This is a genomic window from Sphaerisporangium sp. TRM90804 (assembly GCF_029846175.1).
Classification (GTDB): Bacteria; Actinomycetota; Actinomycetes; order Streptosporangiales; family Streptosporangiaceae; genus Sphaerisporangium.
Genome location: NZ_JARWAC010000025.1, coordinates 152149 through 171312 on the forward strand (window position 1 = coordinate 152149; position 19164 = coordinate 171312).

The following is a 19164-nucleotide window of genomic DNA, read 5'->3' on the forward strand; positions in this document are numbered from 1 at the left end:
GCTGTTGTTATTTAGTGTTGGTCAGACTCTTGCGTTCGAGTCGGTCCAAAGTTCTTTTTGTGATGACTTGCGAAAGCTTGGCAGCGGGCCTCGCGCGCCCCGCCCGTCACTCGACGCGCACGGAGTAGTCCTCGATCACCGTGTTGGCCAGAAGGGTCTCGGCCATCTTGCGGACGTCTTCGAGCGCGGCCTCGTCGGCCGGCCCCTCGATCTCGACCTCGAACCGCTTGCCCTGCCGCACCTCGGCGACACCCGAGAAGCCCAGCCGGGGGAGCGCCCTGGCGATCGCCTGGCCCTGCGGATCGAGGATCTCCGGCTTGAGCATGACGTCGACGATGACGCGTGCCACGTGTGTTTCCTCCCTGGTGGTCTGCCGTTCGGCGCGCCCAGCCTAACGGGAGGCAGGGGGGTGGAACAGCCGCAGGGGTGTGTGGCGGACGGCACCGGGAACGGGGGAGAGTGGATCCGACAGGGTGGTCGGCCTTGCGCAGGGGCCTGTGACGTCTGCCACCATGTCCCCAAACGCGTTCGTACCACCACGAGACGGTACGAAAGCGGTGGCTATCCGGCCGGACGCGGATGGCGACCCCATCAGCACGGCCCTGAACGCACAGGAGCGGCACGTGACAGTCGACGCCTCTCGTGGTGCCGAGGCACCTCCGGAGCTCGTACAACTGCTGACCCCCGAGGGGGAACGCGTCGAGCATCCCGCCTACGACATCGACCTGAGCCCGGAAGAGATCCGCGCGCTGTACCGCGACCTGGTCCTGGTGCGGCGCGTCGACATGGAGGCCGTGGCGCTGCAGCGGCAGGGCGAGCTGGGCATCTGGGCCTCGCTGCTCGGCCAGGAGGCCGCCCAGATCGGCTCCGGACGGGCTCTGACCGACGCCGACATGGCGTTCCCGACCTACCGCGAGCACGGCGTGGCCTGGTGCCGCGGCGTCGACCCGGTCAACCTGCTCGGGCTGTTCCGCGGGGTCAACCACGGAGGGTGGGACCCCGCCGACCACAACTTCCACCTGTACACGATCGTCATCGGCAGCCAGACCCTGCACGCCGTGGGCTACGCGATGGGCATCCAGCGCGACGGCGCCGACGCCGCCTCGATCGTCTACTTCGGCGACGGCGCCACCTCCCAGGGCGACGTGAACGAGGCGTTCATCTGGGCGTCGGTGTTCAACGCGCCGGTGGTGTTCTTCTGCCAGAACAACCAGTGGGCGATCTCCGAGCCGCTGGAGAAGCAGTCGAAGATCCCGCTGTACCGGCGGGCCAGCGGCTTCGGCTTCCCCGGCGTCCGTGTCGACGGCAACGACGTCTTCGCCTGCCTGGCCGTCACCCGCCAGGCGCTGAAGAACGCCCGCGAGGGCCAGGGCCCGACCCTGATCGAGGCGTTCACCTACCGCATGGGCGCCCACACCACCTCCGACGACCCGACGCGCTACCGTGTGGCGACCGAGCTGGAGGCGTGGAAGCTCAAGGACCCGATCGAGCGGGTCAAGGCGTACATGTTCAAGAGCCAGATCGGCGACCAGGACTTCTTCGACGCCGTCGACGCCGAGGCCGCGGACCTCGGGCGCGACGTGCGCAAACGGTGCCTGGAGATGCCCGACCCCGCACCGCTGGAGATCTTCGAGCACGTGTACGTCGAGCCGAACGCCATGCTCGCCGAGGAGCGCGACCAGTACGCCGCCTACCTCGCGACCTTCGAGGGAGGCGAGTGATGTCCACGCTGACCCTGGCGAAGGCGCTCAACGACGGCCTGCGGGCCGCCATGGAGGACGACCCCAAGGTCCTCATCATGGGTGAGGACGTCGGCAAGCTCGGCGGCGTGTTCCGCGTCACCGACGGCCTCTACAAGGACTTCGGCGACAGCCGGGTCATCGACACCCCGCTCGCCGAGTCGGGCATCATCGGCACCGCCATCGGGCTCGCCCTGCGCGGCTACCGGCCGGTCTGCGAGATCCAGTTCGACGGCTTCGTCTTCCCGGCCGCCGACCAGATCATCACCCAGCTCGCCAAGATGCCGCTGCGCTCGCTCGGCAAGCTCAGGCTCCCGGTGGTCGTCCGCATCCCCTGCGGCGGCGGCATCGGGGCCGTCGAGCACCACAGCGAGTCGCCCGAGGCGTACTTCACCCACACCGCCGGCCTGCGGGTCGTGGCCTGTTCCAACCCGGCCGACGCCTACCACATGATCCAGCAGGCCATCCGCTGCGAAGACCCGGTGATCTTCTTCGAGCCCAAGCGGCGCTACTGGGACAAGGCCGTGGTCGACAAGGCCGCCGAGGCCCTGCCCATGCACCGCGGCGTGGTCGCGCGCCCCGGCACCGACGTGACCGTGCTCGCCTACGGCCCGATGGTGAAGACCTGCCTGGAGGCCGCCACCGCCGCGGCCGAGGAGGGCCGGTCGCTGGAGGTCGTCGACCTCAGGTCGCTGTCGCCGCTGGACACCGACCTCATCTTCGAGTCGGTCAGGAAGACCGGGCGGTGCGTCGTGGCGCACGAGGCGCCGGTCAACTCCGGGCTCGGCGCCGAGATCGCGGCCCGCGTCACCGAGGCGTGCTTCTACAACCTGGAGGCGCCGGTGCTGCGGGCCGGCGGCTTCTCCACGCCCTATCCGCCGTCGCGGCTGGAGGACGACTACCTGCCCGATCTCGACCGCGTGCTCGACGCCGTCGACCGCACGTTCGCCTTCTAGGAGGGGTAGTGCTTCGAGAGTTCAAACTCCCCGACGTCGGCGAGGGCCTCACCGAGGCCGAGATCGTCAAGTGGCACGTGGCCGCGGGCGACAAGGTGGAGATCAACCAGACGATCGTCGAGATCGAGACGGCCAAGGCCGTGGTCGAGCTGCCATGCCCGTTCGAGGGGGTGGTGAGCGCGCTGATGGCCGCCGAGGGCGAGACCGTCGACGTCGGCCTGCCGATCATCTCCGTGGACACCGGCGAGGGCGCGGGCACCACCAGGGAGACCGCCCTGGCCGACGACATGGTGCCCACGCTGCCGGCCGAGGCCGCCGGGCCGCCGGCCCGCCAGCCGGTCCTGGTGGGCTACGGCGTCAAGCAGGGCCCCACCACCCGCCGCACGCGCAAGGCCGCCGGGCCCGCGGACGCCGCCGCGTCCCTGAGGGCGGCCCCCGAGCCCGCCCCGGAGCCGGAACCCGCCCCCGCCGCCCCGCCGTCCCGTCCGGCCGGTGTGGCGGTGCTGGCCAAGCCTCCGGTGCGCAAGCTGGCCAAGGACCTCGGCGTCGACCTCGCGGGCCTCACCGGCACCGGCCCGGGCGGGTCGATCACCCGCGACGACGTGCACGCCGCCGCCCGTCCCGGCGCGGCGGCGCCGGCCGTCACGCCCGGCGTGGCCGCAGGCGAGCGGGAGGAGCGCGTCCCGGTCAAGGGCGTGCGGAAGGCGACGGCCGCCGCCATGGTGTCCTCGGCCTTCACCGCACCGCACGTCACCGAGTTCCTGCAGGTGGACGTCACAGCGACCATGGACGCCGTGCGGCGGCTGCGGGAGCTGCCCGACTTCGCCGAGGTGAAGGTGTCGCCGCTGCTGCTGGTGGCCAAGGCGCTGCTGACGGCGGTCAGGCGCTACCCCATGATCAACTCGACGTGGGCCGGCGACGAGATCGTGGTGAAGCGCTACGTCAACCTCGGCATCGCCGCCGCGACCCAGCGCGGCCTGGTCGTGCCCAACGTCAAGGAGGCGCAGGCGCTCACGCTGCCCGAGCTGGCCCGGGCGCTCGGCGAGCTGACCGAGAAGGCGCGGTCTGGCCGCGTGCAGCCGGCCGACATGGCCGGCGGCACGATCACGATCACCAACGTCGGCGTCTTCGGCGTCGACGCCGGCACGCCGATCCTCAACCCCGGCGAGGCGGCGATCCTGGCCGTCGGCCAGATCCGCGACCTCCCCTGGGTCGTCGACGGCCAGATCGTCGCGCGCAAGGTGACCACGCTCGCCCTGTCGTTCGACCACCGCGTCGTGGACGGCGAGCTCGGCTCCTACTTCCTGCGCGACCTCGGCGCCATGCTGGAGGACCCTCTGCGCATGCTCGCCTGGGGCTGAGGCTCCCGCTCGCGCGGCCACCTCCCGCCCGTCGGGACGGGGGGTGGCCCTACCCTTGCGGGGGATGGCAGCGAAGGAGAGACCATGTTCCGGCACGTCGTGATGTTCAGGTTCAAAGAGGGGACCTCGGAGGAGCGCAAGGCCGAACTGGAGGCCCGGCTCAGGAAGCTGCCGGGCGAGATCTCGCAGATCCGGCGCTACGACATCGGGAACGACGCGGGCATCGCGCCGGGGAACCACGAGTTCGTGGTCGTCGCCGACTTCGACTCGGCCGACGACTACCTGGTGTACCGCGACCACCCGGTGCACCAGGCCGTGATCGCGGAGGCCGTCGTCCCGATCGTGGCCGACCGGGTGGCCGTGCAGTACGTGTTCTAGGCGGCCGGGGTCAGATGGTCGGGGGGCGGTTCTGCTCGTGCTCCATCAGCGTGGCCTCCGAGCTCGCCCGGGCGCGGTTGAGCAGGAAGAAGCTGGTCGTCAGGCCGATCGCGCCCGCCACCATGAAGATCACACCGATGATGTCGATGTGCACGCTGTCGCCGAGCACGTCTGGATCGATGGCGAATCTGAGGATCGCCCCGACGGTCAGAAAGAAGATGCTGACCCCGATGCCCATCTAGACCTCCGGGACTCGATGTTCTGCGGGTAAAGAGCGCCTAGCGCGAGCGTAATACCCAACTCTCGCCGCGCACACCACCGATCGCGCCCCGCGCTTCCGCCGCCGCGCCGGCGGCGGGCCGCGCACGGGCCCCGGACACGGCGGTCGCCCGGTACGAGGCTCGTACCGGGCGGCCGATCGGGCGGGCGGTCAGAAGGCTTCTTCGGGGACCTCCATCAGGCTCAGGTCGGTGGCGGCGAGCGAACGGCGCTCGGCGGCCAGGCGGGGCAGGACGGTGTGCGCGAAGAACGACGCGGCGGCCAGCTTGCCGGTGTAGAAGGCCTTGTCGCGGTCGGAGGCGCCGAGGGCGGCGAGCGCGACCTCCGCCTGCCGCAGCAGCAGCCAGCCGATCACGAGGTCGCCGAGGGCGATCAGGAACCGGGTGGTGTTGAGGCCGACCTTGTAGACCTCACGCGGCTGCTCCACGGACGCGATCGCCCAGCCGGCCAGGGTGTCGGCCATCGCCTTGAGGTCGTCGGCGGCCTCGCCGAGCAGCTCGCGCTCCTGCTTGAGCCTGCCGTTGCCGGCCTCGGACCCGGCGAACTCCTTCACCTCGGCGAGCAGCGCGCCCAGCGCGGCCCCCTGGTTGCGCAGGACCTTGCGGAAGAACAGGTCCTGGCCCTGGATCGCCGTGGTGCCCTCGTACAGCGAGTCGATCTTGGCGTCCCGGACGTACTGCTCGATCGGGTAGTCCTGCAGGTATCCCGAGCCGCCCAGCGTCTGCAGCGAACGGGAGAGCATCTCGTAGGACCGCTCGGAACCCACGCCCTTGACCAGCGGGAGCAGCAGGTCGTTCATGGCCTCGGCCGCGATGTCGCGGACGCCCTCGTACTCGGCGAGCTGCACCGCGTCCTGGAAGGACGCCGTGTACAGCACCAGCGCCCGCATGCCCTCGGCGTACGCCTTCTGCAGCATGAGCTCGCGGCGCACGTCCGGGTGGTGGGTGATGGTGACGCGCGGGGCGCTCTTGTCGGCCATGCTCGCCATGTCGGCGCCCTGCACCCGCTCCTTGGCGAACGCCAGCGCGTTGAGGTAGCCGGTCGAGAGGGTGGCGATCGCCTTGGTGCCGACCATCATGCGGGCGTGCTCGATGACCATGAACATCTGCTTGATGCCCTCGTGCACGCCGCCGACCAGGGTGCCGACGGCCGGGTGCCGCTCGCCGAAGGTGAGCTCGCAGGTGGTGGAGACCTTGAGGCCCATCTTGTGCTCGACGCCGGTGACGTAGACGCCGTTGCGCTCGCCCAGCTCGCCGGTCTCCAGGTCCACGTGGTACTTCGGCACCAGGAACATCGACAGGCCCTTGGTGCCCGGCCCGGCGCCCTCGGGGCGGGCCAGCACCAGGTGGAAGATGTTGTCGCTGAGGTCGTGCTCGGCGCTGGTGATGAAGCGCTTCACGCCCTCGATGTGCCAGGTGCCGTCCGGCTGCGGGATCGCGCGGGCACGGCCGGCGCCGACGTCGGAGCCCGCGTCGGGCTCGGTGAGCACCATCGTGGCGCCCCACTGCCGCTCGATGGCCATCTCCGCGAAGCGCTTCTGCTCCTCGGTGCCGATGCGGTGCAGCACGTGGGAGAACGCCGGGCCGCTGGAGTACATCCAGATGGCCGGGTTGGCGCCCAGGATCATCTCGGCCGCCGCCCACGTGACGCTGCGCGGCAGGCCGGGCCCGCCGAGGTCCTCGGGCAGGTCGAGGTTGGTCCACCCGGCGTCACGGAACGTCTCGAAAGACTTGCGGAAACGCGGGGGCATCGTCACCGAGCCGGTGGCCGGGTCGAAGACCGGCGGGGTGCGGTCGCCCTCCTCGAATGAGTCGGCCAGCACACCGGTGGACAGGCGGTCGATCTCCTGCAGGATGCTGCGCACGGTGTCCTCGTCGACCTCGGCGAAGCGCCCCGTCCCAAGGATCCGCCTGCGCCCGAGCACTTCGAAGAGGTTGAACTCCAGGTCGCGGACGTTGCTCTTGTAGTGACCCATGGCTGCGCGTCCCCTCGGCTCCAGCATGTGCGGCGAAAACGTACTCATCAGTAACCTTACCGCTAATGCTACCCGCGAGTAACCCCTATAAAACCGGACGAACCCCCCGGGTGCCGACGGTTCCGGAGGTCGGTGGCCGCCAGCACGGCGGCCAGGCAGGCCACCGGGATCACCGGCAGCACGTAGCGATGATCGAAGTCCAGCACCGCGACCGGGCCCACCAGCAGGAACACCGCCACGCCCCACGGCAGCGCCGCCGAGCGCGGGCGAACCAGGGCCCCCAGCCCGCCGAGCAGCAGGATCGCCCCGATCAACGGGCCGCGCAGGTACGCCGGGTACTGGTAGGCCATCAGGAAGCCCGCGTGGGGATCGACCGAACGCAGAGCGCCCGCCGCCGGGTCGTACTCGGCCAGCACCTTGCCGACCAGCGGATAGTCAGGGGCCGTCCACTCTCCCCGCGCGAAGCCGAAGGCGGGGGTGACCCGCTCCGGATGGCGGACGGGCGTCCAGGGGAACGCGAGGGCGGTATCGCGCGCGACGTCGGCGAGGTAGTCCAGCGGCTGGGCCGCGATCGCGCGCAGGGCGAACGACCGGGCCAGGTCGTTGTTGCGGGCCCGGCCGCCGGGCAGCAGGTTGAGCGAGGCGCGGGGATCCCACACGTACTCCGACGCCGCGTCCTGGTGCGCCCCGTTCGGGCAGAGGGCCGCCTCCGCGAGCGGCGGGTCGACGACGGCGCAGTCGGCGAACGTCATGGTGCGCGCCCACAGCACGACCCCCTCCCCGCCCGTCAGGGTGAACCGTCCGTTGACCTGGGCGTTCCACCCGGCGTATGCGACCAGCGGCAGCGTGCCCGCGACCAGTAGAGCGGCCACCCGGCGCCGTCCGGCGCGGCGGCACAGCAGCCACAGCAGCGTGAGGGCCAGCAGGGGGAGGGCGATCGTGCGGGTCAGGGTCGCCGACGCCAGCAGCAGCCCCGCCGCGGCGCAGGCCCGGCCGGACGGCTCCGGCCGCCACAGCAGCGCCGTGAGGGCGGCCACCACCAGGAAGAGGAACAGCGTGTCGGACAGCACGCCGTGCTCCAGGCGCAGGAACGAGGCGTCGAAGAGCCCCGGCACGGCCGCCGCCACGGCAGCCCAGGCGGGCGCCCGCCTGCGGCGCAGCACGAGGTAGATCATGGCCCCGATCGCCAGGCCCATGGCGTGCTGCACCCCCGCCACCACCGCGACGCTGTGGAAGGGCCGCAGCAGCCAGAGAAGCACGGGGTATCCGCTCGGATGGAACCCGAGCGACGGCCGAAGGTGGGAGGCCACGTCCAGGTAGCTGAACGAGTCGTACCAGTACAGGACGGCCGGGCGATATCCGAGCATCGTGACCACCCGCAGGGCGGCGGCGAGGGCGAGGACGACCAGGAACGGGCGGTGGGCGCCTCGAAGGCCGCGGCTCCGCAGGAGGGCGGACGGGCGCATGGGGCGAAGGACGGTGAGCATGACGGCCCCGATCCATGAGTGAGGGGTCTGTGACGTTCGGTGGCGGATCACATTCCGGGAGTGACCACGCGAAGGCGTGCGAGGGCGTGCGAGGGCGTGCGAGGGCTGCTAGGGCCCACGGAGGCTGAGAGGGCGTCCCGGGCTGGGAGGGGGCGCGAGGACGCGTGAGGGCGCGCGAGGGCGGTCCGAGGCCGGCCCGGGTGTCAGGGGAGGTCGGTGCGGGCGGTCACCGGCCCGGCGCGGACGGCGGCGCCGGGCCGCGGCTCACCGGGTCAGGAGCGCGGCGCGCAGCCGGCGCCGACCGGCTCGGGGTCCGGGCCGGGGGCCGGATCGACCAGCAGGATCGCGCTGCCGGGCCCGCTGGTCACGCCGTCGCGCACGAACCACGAGTCAGGCGCCGCCGTGCCTACCCGGCCGGAGGACGCGAACGTGACCGCGCCGACCCCCCGGCCGCGAAGGGCACGGACCACCGTGGCGACGGTCTGGTTGACGAACGGCACGCAGCGCAGCGGCTCGCCCGGCGCGGCCAGCGACTCGCGGCCCCGGTACACCTCGCCCGGGCGCGCCTCGCGTCCGAGGATGACGTGGGCTCTCCCGGTGAAGCGCACCGGGATCCTGAGCCCGATCCGGCAGCGGCCGGTCCGGGCGGCCGGCCGGCAGCGGCCGGAGATCGCCAGGGCGGTGATCTCGTCCGTCCCCGTCAGGATGTAGCCGACGAGGCTCGCGGCGACGGGCTCGGTGCTCAGCCGGATGTTCAGGTGGACGGCCCTGAGCTCCCGCTCGTAACGCTCGGGGGAGGCGAAGACGTCGGCCACCACGACGTGGTAGGTGTCCGCGACCCGCTTGATGTCCAGAGCGGAGGCCGTTCCCGGGCCGAGCACCGCCGTGGACGGCAGGAGCCAGGTCGTCAGGACCATGACGAAGGCCAGCGGGGCCACGAGGCGCAGGCGCCTGAGCGGTGAGCCCGGAGGGCGCCGGGCGTTCGCCCACCCGCGCCGGCCGTGTGACACGAGCCCCGCGATCCGGCGCCGGGCGGGCGCGGCGACGGGAGGAGCCTCCGGCTCGCGGGCCACGGTGTCGGTGATCTCCCGCAGCAGCTCCCGGGCGCCCGGTGTCATCCCCGGCCCGGGGCGGGGGGCGATCGAGGCGACCAGGCGGTCGAGGTCGGCGTTCACGGCTGCTCCCTCACGAGCGCGGTGGCGCGCGGGCCGTAGCGGACGAGGTCGAGGTCGGCGGACTCCAGCTCACCTGCGAGGCGTTTACGCGCGCGGTGCAGGCGCAGCCGCACCGCGCCCCGCGAGCAGCCGAGCACCGTCGCGATCTCCGCCGTGCTCAGGCCCTCCCAGCTCACCAGCGACAGCACCTCCCTGTCGGCGGGGGCCAGGCGCCGGAAGGCGTCGCGTATCGCGTCCGCCTCGTGGCTGGGCGCCGTGTCCTCCCAGTCGGCCAGCTCGGCGCGCAGCCGCGCCGCCAGGGCCGTCCGCCGCGAGTCGCCGCGGCGCTGGTTGGCGAGCACCCGGCGCGCCACCCCGAACAGCCAGAGGCGGGTCTGGTCCCCGCCGGGGATGTCGTCCATGCGGCGCCAGGCCGTGGTGAACGTCTCCGCGAGCGCGTCGGCCGCGTCGTCCGGGGAGTCGGTGCGCCGCCGGACGTAACCGAGGAGATCCTCGTAGTTGGCCGTGTAGAGCTCTTCGAAGTGCCGCCTGGGGTCTGGTGGTCCCACGCCGCCCGCCTTCCCGATGGGGAGCTGTCCGACCGGCTCTGCCAGAAGAGCCAGTCATCTCTCCACATGTCCGGACGCGCGGAAGTGTTTCCGCTCCCGCGGAGAATTCTGGGGGAGATCGAGGAGACCGGCGTCTGGAGGGGCCGTCCACGGCCGGAGGGCGACACGCACCCGGCCCGGCGACGAGAGGACACGCGCCCGGCCCGGCAACGAGAGAACGCGGCGCCGGGAGCCGGCAGGCTCCTGGGCGCCGCGCTCGTGCCGCGCCGTCACGGCGCGGGGTGCGGGGTCATCCGGTCGGGCGGATCCTTCCCTTCAGGGCCAGGGTCATCAGGCCCGACAGCACGTAGACCACCGCGCCGCCCCACAGCGCGTCCCAGGCGGCGCCGAACACGCCCTCCTGGTCGAAGACGAGCTGCACCGGGTACATCAGGACGGCCGCCCCGGCGCCCGGGTACAGGGAGAACCGCCACGGGTGCCGCAGCGACCAGACCCGCGCCTGGCGGGTCACCCGGTCGCCGACGGTGGGCTTGCTCACGGCGCCGACGGCGGCGACCAGGCTGAAGACGCTGATGCCGACGCAGAACGCCCAGCTCAGGTCGGGGTCCCCGGTGAGGAAGCCGAGCACCGTACTGATCGCCGCGATCGCTCCACCGGAGATCGCCGCGGCCTTCCAGGGCGCGCCCCGCAGGGCGGCGCCGGCGAGCGACATCTCGTCGCGTCGGGTCAGTTCGTTCATACCGACAGACTGCCCTCCGGGGCGGTTCCGGCACATCGGGGTCCGACCCTGATCCTCCCCTGACCCGCCCCGGCCCGCGGCCGGGCGCTCACAGCGCCGCGATCTCCACCAGGTTGTCGTGGTAGACCGCGCCCCTGCCCATGTCGGCGTCGCTCTCCCGCACCAGGGTGTTGACGTTGCCGCCCCCGGGGCTGAGCTTCGGCCAGTTCCCCTTGTTCGTCGCGACGACGCCGGGGCTCACCCGGTCGCTGACCTCCAGCTCGGCGACCAGCTCGCCGTGGTCGTTGAACACGCGGACACGCTGGCCGCCGGCCAGCCCGCGCTCGGCGGCGTCCTTCTCGTTCACCAGGATCTTCGGCCCGCCCGCGCGGCGCAGCAGCTCGGGGTTGTTGGCGAACACCGTGTTGAGGAACGTGTGCGAGGCCGGGGTGATCATCGCGAGCCTGTACGGCCCGGCCGGCTCCGCGGTGAAGGGGGCGACGTAGGCCTGGCCCTCCGGGGCGAACTCCAGCCGGCCGGAGGCGGTGGGGAACCCTTCGGCGTACGGCAGGAACGGCTCGGGGACGTTCAGCCGGGCCCATCCCTCGGCACGCAGCCGCTCGACCGTGATGCCCTCCAGGAAGGGATGGCCCCCCGACAGCATCTGCTCGGCCAGCTGGAGGTCGGAGTCGTACAGGGACGGCTCGGTCAGGCCCAGCCGCAGGGCCAGCCTGCGGAACGTCTCGGTCGTGGACAGGCACTCGCCGGGCGGCGCCACGGCGGGCTCGTTCCACATGAGGTACAGGTGCCCGTATCCGGAGTGCAGGTCGGTGTGCTCGGTCTGCATGGTGGCCGGGAGCACGATGTCGGCGTAGTCGACGGTGTCGGTGGGAAACTGCTCCATCACCACCGTGAACAGGTCGTCGCGCATCAGGCCCCGCCGGATGCGGTTCTGGTCGGACGTGCTGGCCATCGGGTTGGCGGCGTACACCCACAGGCACTTAACGGGGGCGAGCGTGTCCTCCAGGCCCTCGGCGAGCCGGGTCATGGTCAGCGTGCGCACCGGGCCGGCCAGCAGATCGGGGCGGGTGTCCGGGACGATGGGCACGTGGCCGGTGGTGGAGTAGGAGACGCCGCCTCCCGGATGCCGCCAGTCGCCGGTGAGGCCGGGGATGCAGGCGATGGTGCGCAGGGCCGTGCCGCCGCCCCGGTGCCGCTGCAGGCCCATCGTGGCCCGGATGCCGGTCGGCCGCGTGTGCGCCAGACGCACGCCCAGGGCGCGGATGTCCTTCTCCGCGATGCCGGTGATCTCCGCGGCCACGGCCGGCGGATACTTCCGGATCTCCCGCTCGAAGCCCTCGAACCCGCTGGTGTGGTGGTTCAGGAAGTCGCGGTCCTCGGCGTCCTCGTCGAGCACCACGTGCATCAGGGCCAGCGCCAGGACGGCATCGGTGCCCGGCCGGATCGCCAGGTGCTCGTCGGCCTGGTCGGCGGTGCGGGTCCTGATCGGGTCGATCGCCACCACGTGCGCCCCGGCGGCCCTCGCGTCCTGGATGAACTTCCACAGGTGGTGGCCGCTCGTCAGCGTGTTGGTGCCCCACAGCAGGATGAGCCGCGACAGGGCGAACGCCTCGGGGTCCATGCCGCCCGGGTTGCCGTTCGTGTGCCTCAGCCCGATGTTCCCGGCCCGGGAGCAGATGTTCATGTCGTGCTGTGCGGCCCCGAGCACGTTCCACAGCCGCCGCCCCGCCCTGCCGCCGACGCCCTGGATGTACCCGAGCGTCCCGGTGCCCTGGTACGGCCAGATCGCCTCGCCGCCGTACTCCGCGACGATCGACGTGAGCCGCTCAGCGATCTCGTCCAGCGCCTCGTCCCAGGAGACGCGCTCGAACCGGCCCGAACCCTTGGGCCCCACCCTGCGCATCGGATGCAGGATGCGGTCGGGAGCCTTGGAGTGCTCCAGGTAGCGGTTGACCTTCACGCACAGGGCGCCGCGGGTGTAGGGATGGTCACGATTGCCCCGCATGCGGACGGCCTCTCCGTCCTTCACCGTGACGACCCACGAGCAGGTGTCCGGACAGTCGAGGGGGCAGGCGCCGAGGACGTTCAACTCACGGCTCATACCCGCAACGGTACCCAGCACCAGGTCGGCGGCGAAGAGGTGCCGGGGTTGAGCGGGCGGGCGACCCCCCAGTGCCCATGCGCCGTAGAGTGTCAGCGAATGCCCGGGGTGGTGCCGGATCGCCGGTGATCTCCGCGTGACGGCCGGGGGTCGGCGCGCGTCGGCCTCTCGGACGCCAAAATAGGAGCAGAGCCGCGAAAGTGCCCTGCGACCAGAGAGGTGCGTACAGACCGGCGGTGACCGACATCCGCGAGCGGGACGAAGCCGACGAGGCCGGGGGGTCCGACGACTCCGCGGCGCGTTCCGTCACGCTCTCAGACTCCCCCGTGGGCGAGGCGGACGACGACGGGCCACAGGACTTCGGCGCGGCGGCTCCGGCGCCGGCCACGGCCCAGGAGAACGGCCGGGCCTCGGCTGAGGGCTCCGGCGAGCCGTTCGTGCTCGTCGTGGAGCCGCTGCTGCCCCAGCGCATCCGCCGCACGTCCGACGCCCTGCGCTTCCTCGCCACCCTGCTCAGCCTCGGCGCCGTCATCCTGCTGGCCCTCGTCGCCAAGCAGACCCTCAACGGCCTTGAGAGGGACGTCGCCGACGGCACCAGCCGGGCCCCCGACCTGCTGATCGGCGTGGCCGCCTTCCTGGCCGGCACCGCCGTCCTCGCCGTCCCGGCCGCCTTCGCCGTCGAGCGGGTCTTCCACCGCGACGGGCTGCGGGTCGCCGAGGGCCTGATCGCCGCGATCGTCGGCATGCTCGTCTCCTTCGTCCTGGGCGAGTGGCTCGCCGTGGCCGGCCCGGACGACCTGCGCCTCCTGCTGACCGGCAACCGCGACGTCGAGCCGATCAACACCCTGCTCACGTCGGTCGTCGCCTACGTCACCGCCGTGCGCCTGTCCCGGCGGCCCACCTGGCGCGGGCTCATGTGGGCGGCCATCGCGCTGGACGTCTTCGCCCTGTTCACCGGTGCCGAGGCGACCGCCCTGGGCGTCATCGTCACCTACCTCGTCGGCCTGGCCGTCGGGTTCGCCACCCTGTACGCCGTCGGCAGCCCCAACACCCGCCCGCCCGGCGGCGCGGTCATGGGCGCGCTGCGCCGTCTCGGGCTCGTGCCCGCGCACGCCCGTCGCATCGCCGACGACGCGCAGGGAAGCCGCAGGTACGGGGTCATGCTCACCGACGGCCGCCGCTTCGACGTCACCGTGCTCGACCGCGACCGGCAGGTCGCCGGGGTGCTCTACCGGCTGTGGCGCCGCATGCGCCTCAACTCCGAGACCCGCCGCCGGGCCATCCGCTCGCTGCGCGCGGAGCTGGAGCGCGAGGCCCTGATGGCCTACGCGGCGCAGGCCGCCGGCGTGTGCACCCCGCGCCTGGTCGCCACCAGCGAGATCGGCACCGAGGCGGCGCTGCTGGCGTACGAGCACCTGGAGACGCGGCAGCTCGCCGACATCCCCGACGACGAGCTGGATGACCGGCTGCTCGTCCGGATCTGGCGGCAGGTGGAGCTGCTCCAGGCGCAGCGCCTGGCCCATCGCCGCCTCACCGGCGACAGCATCCACATCGACGCCGAGGGCGGCGTGGTGCTCATGGACGCCCGCAGCGGCGAGATCGCCGCCGGCGACCTGCTGCTCCGCCTGGACGTCGCGCAGCTCCTCACCTACCTGGCGCTGCGGGTGGGTCCCGAGCGCTCGGTGGCCTGCGCCGCCGAGGTCATGCCCAAGCGCGAGCTCGCGGGCGCGTTGCCGCTCCTGCAGCGCATCGCCCTCACCAGGGGCACCCGCGCCGAGGTCGCCAAGGACAAGGAGCTGCTGCCCGCGCTGCGCGAGCAGATCCTGTCCCTCACCCCGCGGGAGCACGTCGAGGAGGTGCGGCTGGAGCGGTTCCAGCCCCGCACCCTCGTGACGATCATCGCCAGCGCCTTCGCCGCCTACTTCCTGCTCTCCCAGCTCAGCAGGGTGAACCTGGTGGAGGTTGTGGCGTCGGCCCGGTGGGGCTGGGGCGGTGTCGCCCTGGCGGCGGCCGGCCTCAGCTACATCGCCGCGGCGCTCATGCTGCGGGGCTTCGTCCCCGAGAAGCTGCCCCTGGGGCGCACGGTCCTCGCGCAGTTCGCGGGCTCGTTCGTCAAGCTGGTCGCGCCCGCGGCGGTGAGCGGGGTGGCCATCAACTCGCGCTACCTGCAGAAGCGCGGCATCGCCCCCGGGCTCGCCGTGGCCAGCGTGGGCGCCTCGCAGCTCGTCGGGCTGGGCTCGCACGTCGTGCTGTTGCTGCTCTTCGGGTACGTCACCGGCACGGGCGCCGCGCCGTCGATGAGCCCGTCGCGGGGGTTGGTCATCGGCCTGCTGTCGGGCGCGGTGGTCGTCCTGATCGTGCTGGCCGTGCCCCAGCTCCGGCGCATGATCACCACCCGGGTCCGGCCGCTGTTCTCCGGGGTGATCCCGCGCCTGCTCGACGTGCTGCAGTCGCCCCGCAAGATCATTGAGGGTTTCGCCGGCACCCTGCTGCTCACCCTGGCGTTCGTCGTGTGCCTGGACGCCTGCGTCCGGGCCTTCGGCGGGTCGCTCAGCTTCACCGCCGTGGCGGTGGTGTTCCTGGCGGGCAGCGCGATCGGCTCCGCCGCGCCCACCCCGGGCGGGCTGGGCGCGGTCGAAGCGTCGTTGTCGCTGGGGCTCACCCTGTCGGGGCTGCCGGGCACGGTCGCGACCTCCGCCGTCCTGCTGTTCCGCCTGCTGACGTTCTGGCTGCCGGTGCTGCCCGGCTGGGCGTCGTTCACCTGGCTCCAGCGCCACGACCAGCTCTGATCCTCCTTCCGAGGATCAGAGCCGGCTGACGGCCGGCGCGGGCCGGGGGGCGGGGTCAGGCGAGCGGGCTGCCCGGCTGCGCGATCTCCTTCTCGATCGCGGCGAGCTCCTCGGCGGAGAACGCCAGGTTGTCCACGGCCGCGACGTTGTCCTCCAGCTGCCCCACGCTGCTCGCGCCGATCAGCACCGAGGTGATGCGCGGGTCGCGCAGTGTCCAGGCCAGGGCCATCTGGGCGAGCGACTGTCCGCGACCCGAGGCGATCTCGTTCAGCACGCGGACGCGCCGCAGCACGTCGTCGGTGATCTGGCTCGGGCGCAGGAACTTCTCCTTGGCGGCGCGCGAGTCCTCGGGCACGCCGTGCAGGTACCTGTCGGTCAGCATCCCCTGGGCCAGCGGAGAGAAGGGGATGCACCCGGCGCCCTCGGCCTCCAGGGTGTCCAGCAGCCCCTCCTCGACCCAGCGGTCGAACATCGAGTAGCGCGGCTGGTGGATCAGCAGGGGCGTTCCCAGCTCGCGCAGGATGCGCGCGGCCTCGACGGTCTGCTCGGGGGTGTAGTTGGAGATGCCCGCGTACAGGGCGCGCCCCGAGCGCACGGCGGTGTCCAGCGCCCCCATCGTCTCCTCCAGCGGAGTCTCCGGGTCGGGGCGGTGGCTGTAGAAGATGTCGACGTAGTCGAGCCCCATGCGCCCCAGCGACTGGTCGAGGCTGGACAGCACGTACTTGCGCGAGCCCCACTCGCCGTACGGGCCGGGCCACATGTCGTAGCCGGCCTTGGTGGAGATGATCAGCTCGTCCCGGTACGGCCGGAAGTCCTGCGCGAAGACGTATCCGAAGTTCCGCTCGGCGGAGCCGGGGGGCGGGCCGTAGTTGTTGGCCAGGTCGAAGTGCGTCACCCCGAGGTCGAACGCCCGGCGCAGCACGGCCCGCTGGACGTCGATCGGCTTCTCGTCGCCGAAGTTGTGCCAGAGCCCGAGAGACACGGCGGGCAGCTTCAGCCCGCTCCTGCCGGACCGGTTGTAGGGCTGGCGCTCGTAGCGGTCACTCGATGCCGAGTACGTCACGTGGACTCTCCAGTTTCTGGTGCTTTGTCTGTTTCAGCACGGTCGAGTATCCACGACAGGGTGAAGGCCTCCTCCCGCCAGGCGTCGTAGCGGCCGCTGCGGCCGCCGTGCCCGGCGCCCATCTCGGTCTTCAGCAGGAACGGCCCGCCCTTGGCCGTGGCGCGCAGCCGCGCGATCCACTTGGCGGGCTCGTGGTAGAGCACCCGGGTGTCGTTGAGGCTGGTGATCGCAAGGATCGGGGGATACTGCCGGTCCTGCACGTTCTCGTACGGCGTGTACGACTTCATGTACGCGTAGACGTCCGGGTCGTGCAGCGGGTCGCCCCACTCGTCCCACTCGATGACGGTCAGCGGCAGCGACGGGTCGAGGATCGTGTTCAGCGCGTCGACGAAGGGCACCTCCGCCACCACGCCGATGAACCGCTCGGGGGCCAGGTTGGCCACCGCGCCCATGAGCAGCCCGCCGGCCGAGCCGCCCCTGGCGATGATGCCGCTCGACCAGCCGGACTCCTCCAGGTGCCGCGCGGCGGCGACGAAGTCGTCGAACGTGTTCTTCTTCCGGGTGAGCTTGCCCTCGTCGTACCAGCGGCGGCCCATCTCGCCGCCGCCCCTGACATGGGCGACGGCGAAGACCAGGCCGCGGTCGAGCAGGCTCAGCCGGGCCACCGAGAACGACGGGTCGATGGAGCTCTCGTAGCTGCCGTAGCCGTAGAGCACCGTCGGCGCGGGCCGCTCGGTGCCCTTCTTGGCGACGATGGAGATGGGGATGCGCGTGCCGTCGTCGGCGACGGCCCACTCGCGGAACTGCTCGTAGTGGTCGGGGTCGTACCCGCCGAGGACCGGGCGTCGCTTGAGCAGGATCAGCTCGCGGGAGGTGAGGTCGTAGTCGTACACCGAGGGCGGCGTGACCATCGACGCGTACGCGAGCCTGAGCCTGCCGGTGTGGAACTCGGGGTTCCCGGCCGGCTCCGCGGTGTGGATCGGCTCGGGGAAGGAGATCTCGTACGGCTCCCCCTCGCCGGGCAGCACCCGGATTCCGGTCAGGCCGTCGCGGCGGAAGTGCACGGCCACGTGGTCGGAGAACGCCTGCACGTCCATCAGCCGGGTGTCCTCGCGGTGCGCGATCAGCGGCGTCCAGGAGTCGGGGGCGTCGATCGGGGCGGTGGCCAGCTCGAAGTTGGCCGCGCCCTCGTTGTGCAGGACGAGGAACCGGTCGCCCGCGTGGTCGATGGAGTACTCGACGCCGGTCTGACGGGGGCGCACGACGGCGAACTCCCCGGTCGGGTACTCGGCGTCCAGGACTCGCACCTCGCTGGTGATCTTGCTGCCCGCGGCGAGCACGAGGTAGCGCTCGCTGCGCGTGAGGCCGACGCCGACCCAGAACCGCTCGTCGGACTCCTCGTAGACCAGCACGTCCTGCTCGGCGGAGGTGCCGAGCAGGTGGCGGTGGACGCGGTACGGCCGCCACGCGTCGTCGACGGTGGTGTAGAAGAACGCCGAGCCGTCCGACGACCAGGCGCCCCCGTAGAAGACGTCGGGGATCTCGTCGGGCAACGTCTCGCCGGTCCGCAGGTCCTTGAACCTCAGCGTGAATCGCTCGTTGCCGCTGAAGTCGGTGGAGTAGGCGAGGGTGGTGCCGTCCGGGGTGATCGAGGACGTGCCGACCGCGAAGAAGGGGCTGTCGCCGGCCAGCTCGTTGCCGTCGAGCAGCACCTCCTCGCCGGCGAGTGGCTTGCCCGCCTCCAGCAGGGGCGGGGTGTCGCCGGTGGCCGCGACGCGGCACTGGATGCCGTACTGCTTGCCCTCTTCGGTGCGGGAGTAGTACCACCAGCCGCCCTTGCGGGTGGGGACCGACAGGTCGGTCTCCAGCGTGCGGCCCTTGATCTCCTGGAAGATCGCCTCCTGGAGATCCTTCAGGTGCTCCGTGCGCCCTTGGGTGAAGGCGTTCTCGGCCTCCAGATAGGCGATCGTGTCAGGGTCGTCCTTGCCGGCCAGCCAGGCGTATTCGTCGATCACGGTGTCCCCGTGATGAGTGCGTTCGGCCGGAACCTTCTTAGCCACTGGAGGCGTGTCGCTGCTCACGTCGCCGAGTCTATGACCCGGTGTACGGCGTCCATCTGGCATGACGCGTGGCCGGTTCCCGTGAACCGGCGAAGTGTGCGCCGCCACGCCGGAAGGCTGCTAATCTCTTGGAGTCGGCATCGCCCGGCGCAACCCACACCAAGGCTTCGGCTCTCCGGCATGGGCGCGCCCAGGTGGTGTCCGGATCCCCTGTACCGCAAGAGAACGCCAACTGGGGCTTGCCCCGGGCGGTTGGCTCTGGTAGGTTGAGAGGGTTGCCCTGGAGACGGGGTGGTCCGCATCGTAGCGGATCGGGCGGGTCGGAGGTCAAGCGCTGGTAACGGCGCGATTTGCTTCTGGTCAGGCCGGTTCGGTAAAATGTGACATACGAGATGGAAGCCCCGGTCGGGCTGGGAACTGTTCTGGTTTCTGGTGGTGGTCGGTGTACGCGTCCGTTTCTTGAGAACTCAACAGTGTGTTAAAAGCCAGTGCATGATTGTTTTTTCCTCCGTGC

Annotated in this window: 15 protein-coding genes; 5 read left to right on the top strand and 10 right to left on the bottom strand. The window is 71.6% G+C overall.

The window, feature by feature from the left end; genetic code table 11:
• Window positions 1-106: 106 nt before the first annotated feature.
• Entirely contained in the window at window positions 107-349 is a 243-nt protein-coding gene (gene purS, locus PYR91_RS28740; protein ID WP_279784748.1) for a phosphoribosylformylglycinamidine synthase subunit PurS, read from the bottom strand.
• A gap of 274 nt (window positions 350-623) precedes the next feature.
• Here purS and pdhA point away from each other — a divergent pair, with 274 nt between their 5' ends.
• The 4 genes from pdhA (at window position 624) to PYR91_RS28760 (ending at window position 4434) form a co-directional block, all read left to right on the top strand.
• Window positions 624-1721, top strand: a complete 1098-nt coding sequence (gene pdhA / locus PYR91_RS28745; protein WP_279784750.1) for a pyruvate dehydrogenase (acetyl-transferring) E1 component subunit alpha — start codon at window positions 624-626, stop codon at window positions 1719-1721.
• Window positions 1721-2695 (top strand): alpha-ketoacid dehydrogenase subunit beta, encoded by a 975-nt coding sequence (locus PYR91_RS28750; RefSeq protein ID WP_279784752.1) that lies wholly within the window; start codon window positions 1721-1723, stop codon window positions 2693-2695. The genes pdhA and PYR91_RS28750 overlap by 1 nt, the downstream gene beginning before the upstream one ends.
• 8 nt (window positions 2696-2703) lie before the next feature.
• A complete protein-coding gene (locus tag PYR91_RS28755; RefSeq protein ID WP_279784754.1) occupies window positions 2704-4056 on the top strand; it encodes a dihydrolipoamide acetyltransferase family protein in 1353 nt (450 codons plus the stop codon).
• A gap of 84 nt (window positions 4057-4140) precedes the next feature.
• Window positions 4141-4434 carry a Dabb family protein gene (locus PYR91_RS28760; RefSeq protein ID WP_279784756.1) on the top strand — a complete coding sequence of 98 codons (294 nt, stop codon included), beginning with the start codon at window positions 4141-4143 and terminating at the stop codon, window positions 4432-4434.
• A gap of 10 nt (window positions 4435-4444) precedes the next feature.
• Here PYR91_RS28760 and PYR91_RS28765 read toward each other — a convergent pair whose 3' ends face one another.
• The 7 genes from PYR91_RS28765 to PYR91_RS28795 all read right to left on the bottom strand — a co-directional run bounded on the left by PYR91_RS28765 (window position 4445) and on the right by PYR91_RS28795 (window position 12738).
• The gene (locus PYR91_RS28765) at window positions 4445-4672 is read right to left on the bottom strand and encodes a DUF6458 family protein (RefSeq protein WP_279784758.1); all 228 of its coding nucleotides are present in this window, start codon (window positions 4670-4672) and stop codon (window positions 4445-4447) included.
• A 192-nt stretch (window positions 4673-4864) separates the two neighbouring features.
• Window positions 4865-6688: an acyl-CoA dehydrogenase gene (locus tag PYR91_RS28770; protein WP_279784781.1), complete on the bottom strand. Its 1824-nt coding sequence runs from the start codon at window positions 6686-6688 to the stop codon at window positions 4865-4867.
• Window positions 6689-6756: 68 nt separating this feature from the next.
• Window positions 6757-8175: a hypothetical protein gene (locus PYR91_RS28775; RefSeq protein WP_279784760.1), complete on the bottom strand. Its 1419-nt coding sequence runs from the start codon at window positions 8173-8175 to the stop codon at window positions 6757-6759.
• A 272-nt stretch (window positions 8176-8447) separates the two neighbouring features.
• Window positions 8448-9350 carry a hypothetical protein gene (locus tag PYR91_RS28780; RefSeq protein WP_279784762.1) on the bottom strand — a complete coding sequence of 301 codons (903 nt, stop codon included), beginning with the start codon at window positions 9348-9350 and terminating at the stop codon, window positions 8448-8450.
• Window positions 9347-9898: an RNA polymerase sigma factor gene (locus PYR91_RS28785; protein ID WP_279784764.1), complete on the bottom strand. Its 552-nt coding sequence runs from the start codon at window positions 9896-9898 to the stop codon at window positions 9347-9349. Before PYR91_RS28785 ends, PYR91_RS28780 begins: the two co-directional genes overlap by 4 nt.
• Window positions 9899-10187: 289 nt before the next feature.
• Window positions 10188-10637, bottom strand: a complete 450-nt coding sequence (locus tag PYR91_RS28790) for a hypothetical protein (protein WP_279784767.1) — start codon at window positions 10635-10637, stop codon at window positions 10188-10190.
• Window positions 10638-10725: 88 nt separating this feature from the next.
• Window positions 10726-12738, bottom strand: a complete 2013-nt coding sequence (locus PYR91_RS28795) for a molybdopterin-dependent oxidoreductase (RefSeq protein WP_279784769.1) — start codon at window positions 12736-12738, stop codon at window positions 10726-10728.
• A 236-nt stretch (window positions 12739-12974) separates the two neighbouring features.
• Between PYR91_RS28795 and PYR91_RS28800 the strand changes: the two genes are divergently transcribed.
• Window positions 12975-15527 carry a lysylphosphatidylglycerol synthase transmembrane domain-containing protein gene (locus PYR91_RS28800; protein WP_279784771.1) on the top strand — a complete coding sequence of 851 codons (2553 nt, stop codon included), beginning with the start codon at window positions 12975-12977 and terminating at the stop codon, window positions 15525-15527.
• Window positions 15528-15582: 55 nt separating this feature from the next.
• Here the strand turns inward: PYR91_RS28800 and mgrA are convergent, their stop codons facing one another.
• Both mgrA and PYR91_RS28810 read right to left on the bottom strand, forming a co-directional pair.
• Window positions 15583-16590, bottom strand: a complete 1008-nt coding sequence (gene mgrA, locus PYR91_RS28805; RefSeq protein WP_279784773.1) for an L-glyceraldehyde 3-phosphate reductase — start codon at window positions 16588-16590, stop codon at window positions 15583-15585.
• The gene (locus tag PYR91_RS28810) at window positions 16587-18713 is read right to left on the bottom strand and encodes a S9 family peptidase (protein ID WP_279784783.1); all 2127 of its coding nucleotides are present in this window, start codon (window positions 18711-18713) and stop codon (window positions 16587-16589) included. Before PYR91_RS28810 ends, mgrA begins: the two co-directional genes overlap by 4 nt.
• Between the last annotated feature and the right edge of the window lie 451 nt (window positions 18714-19164).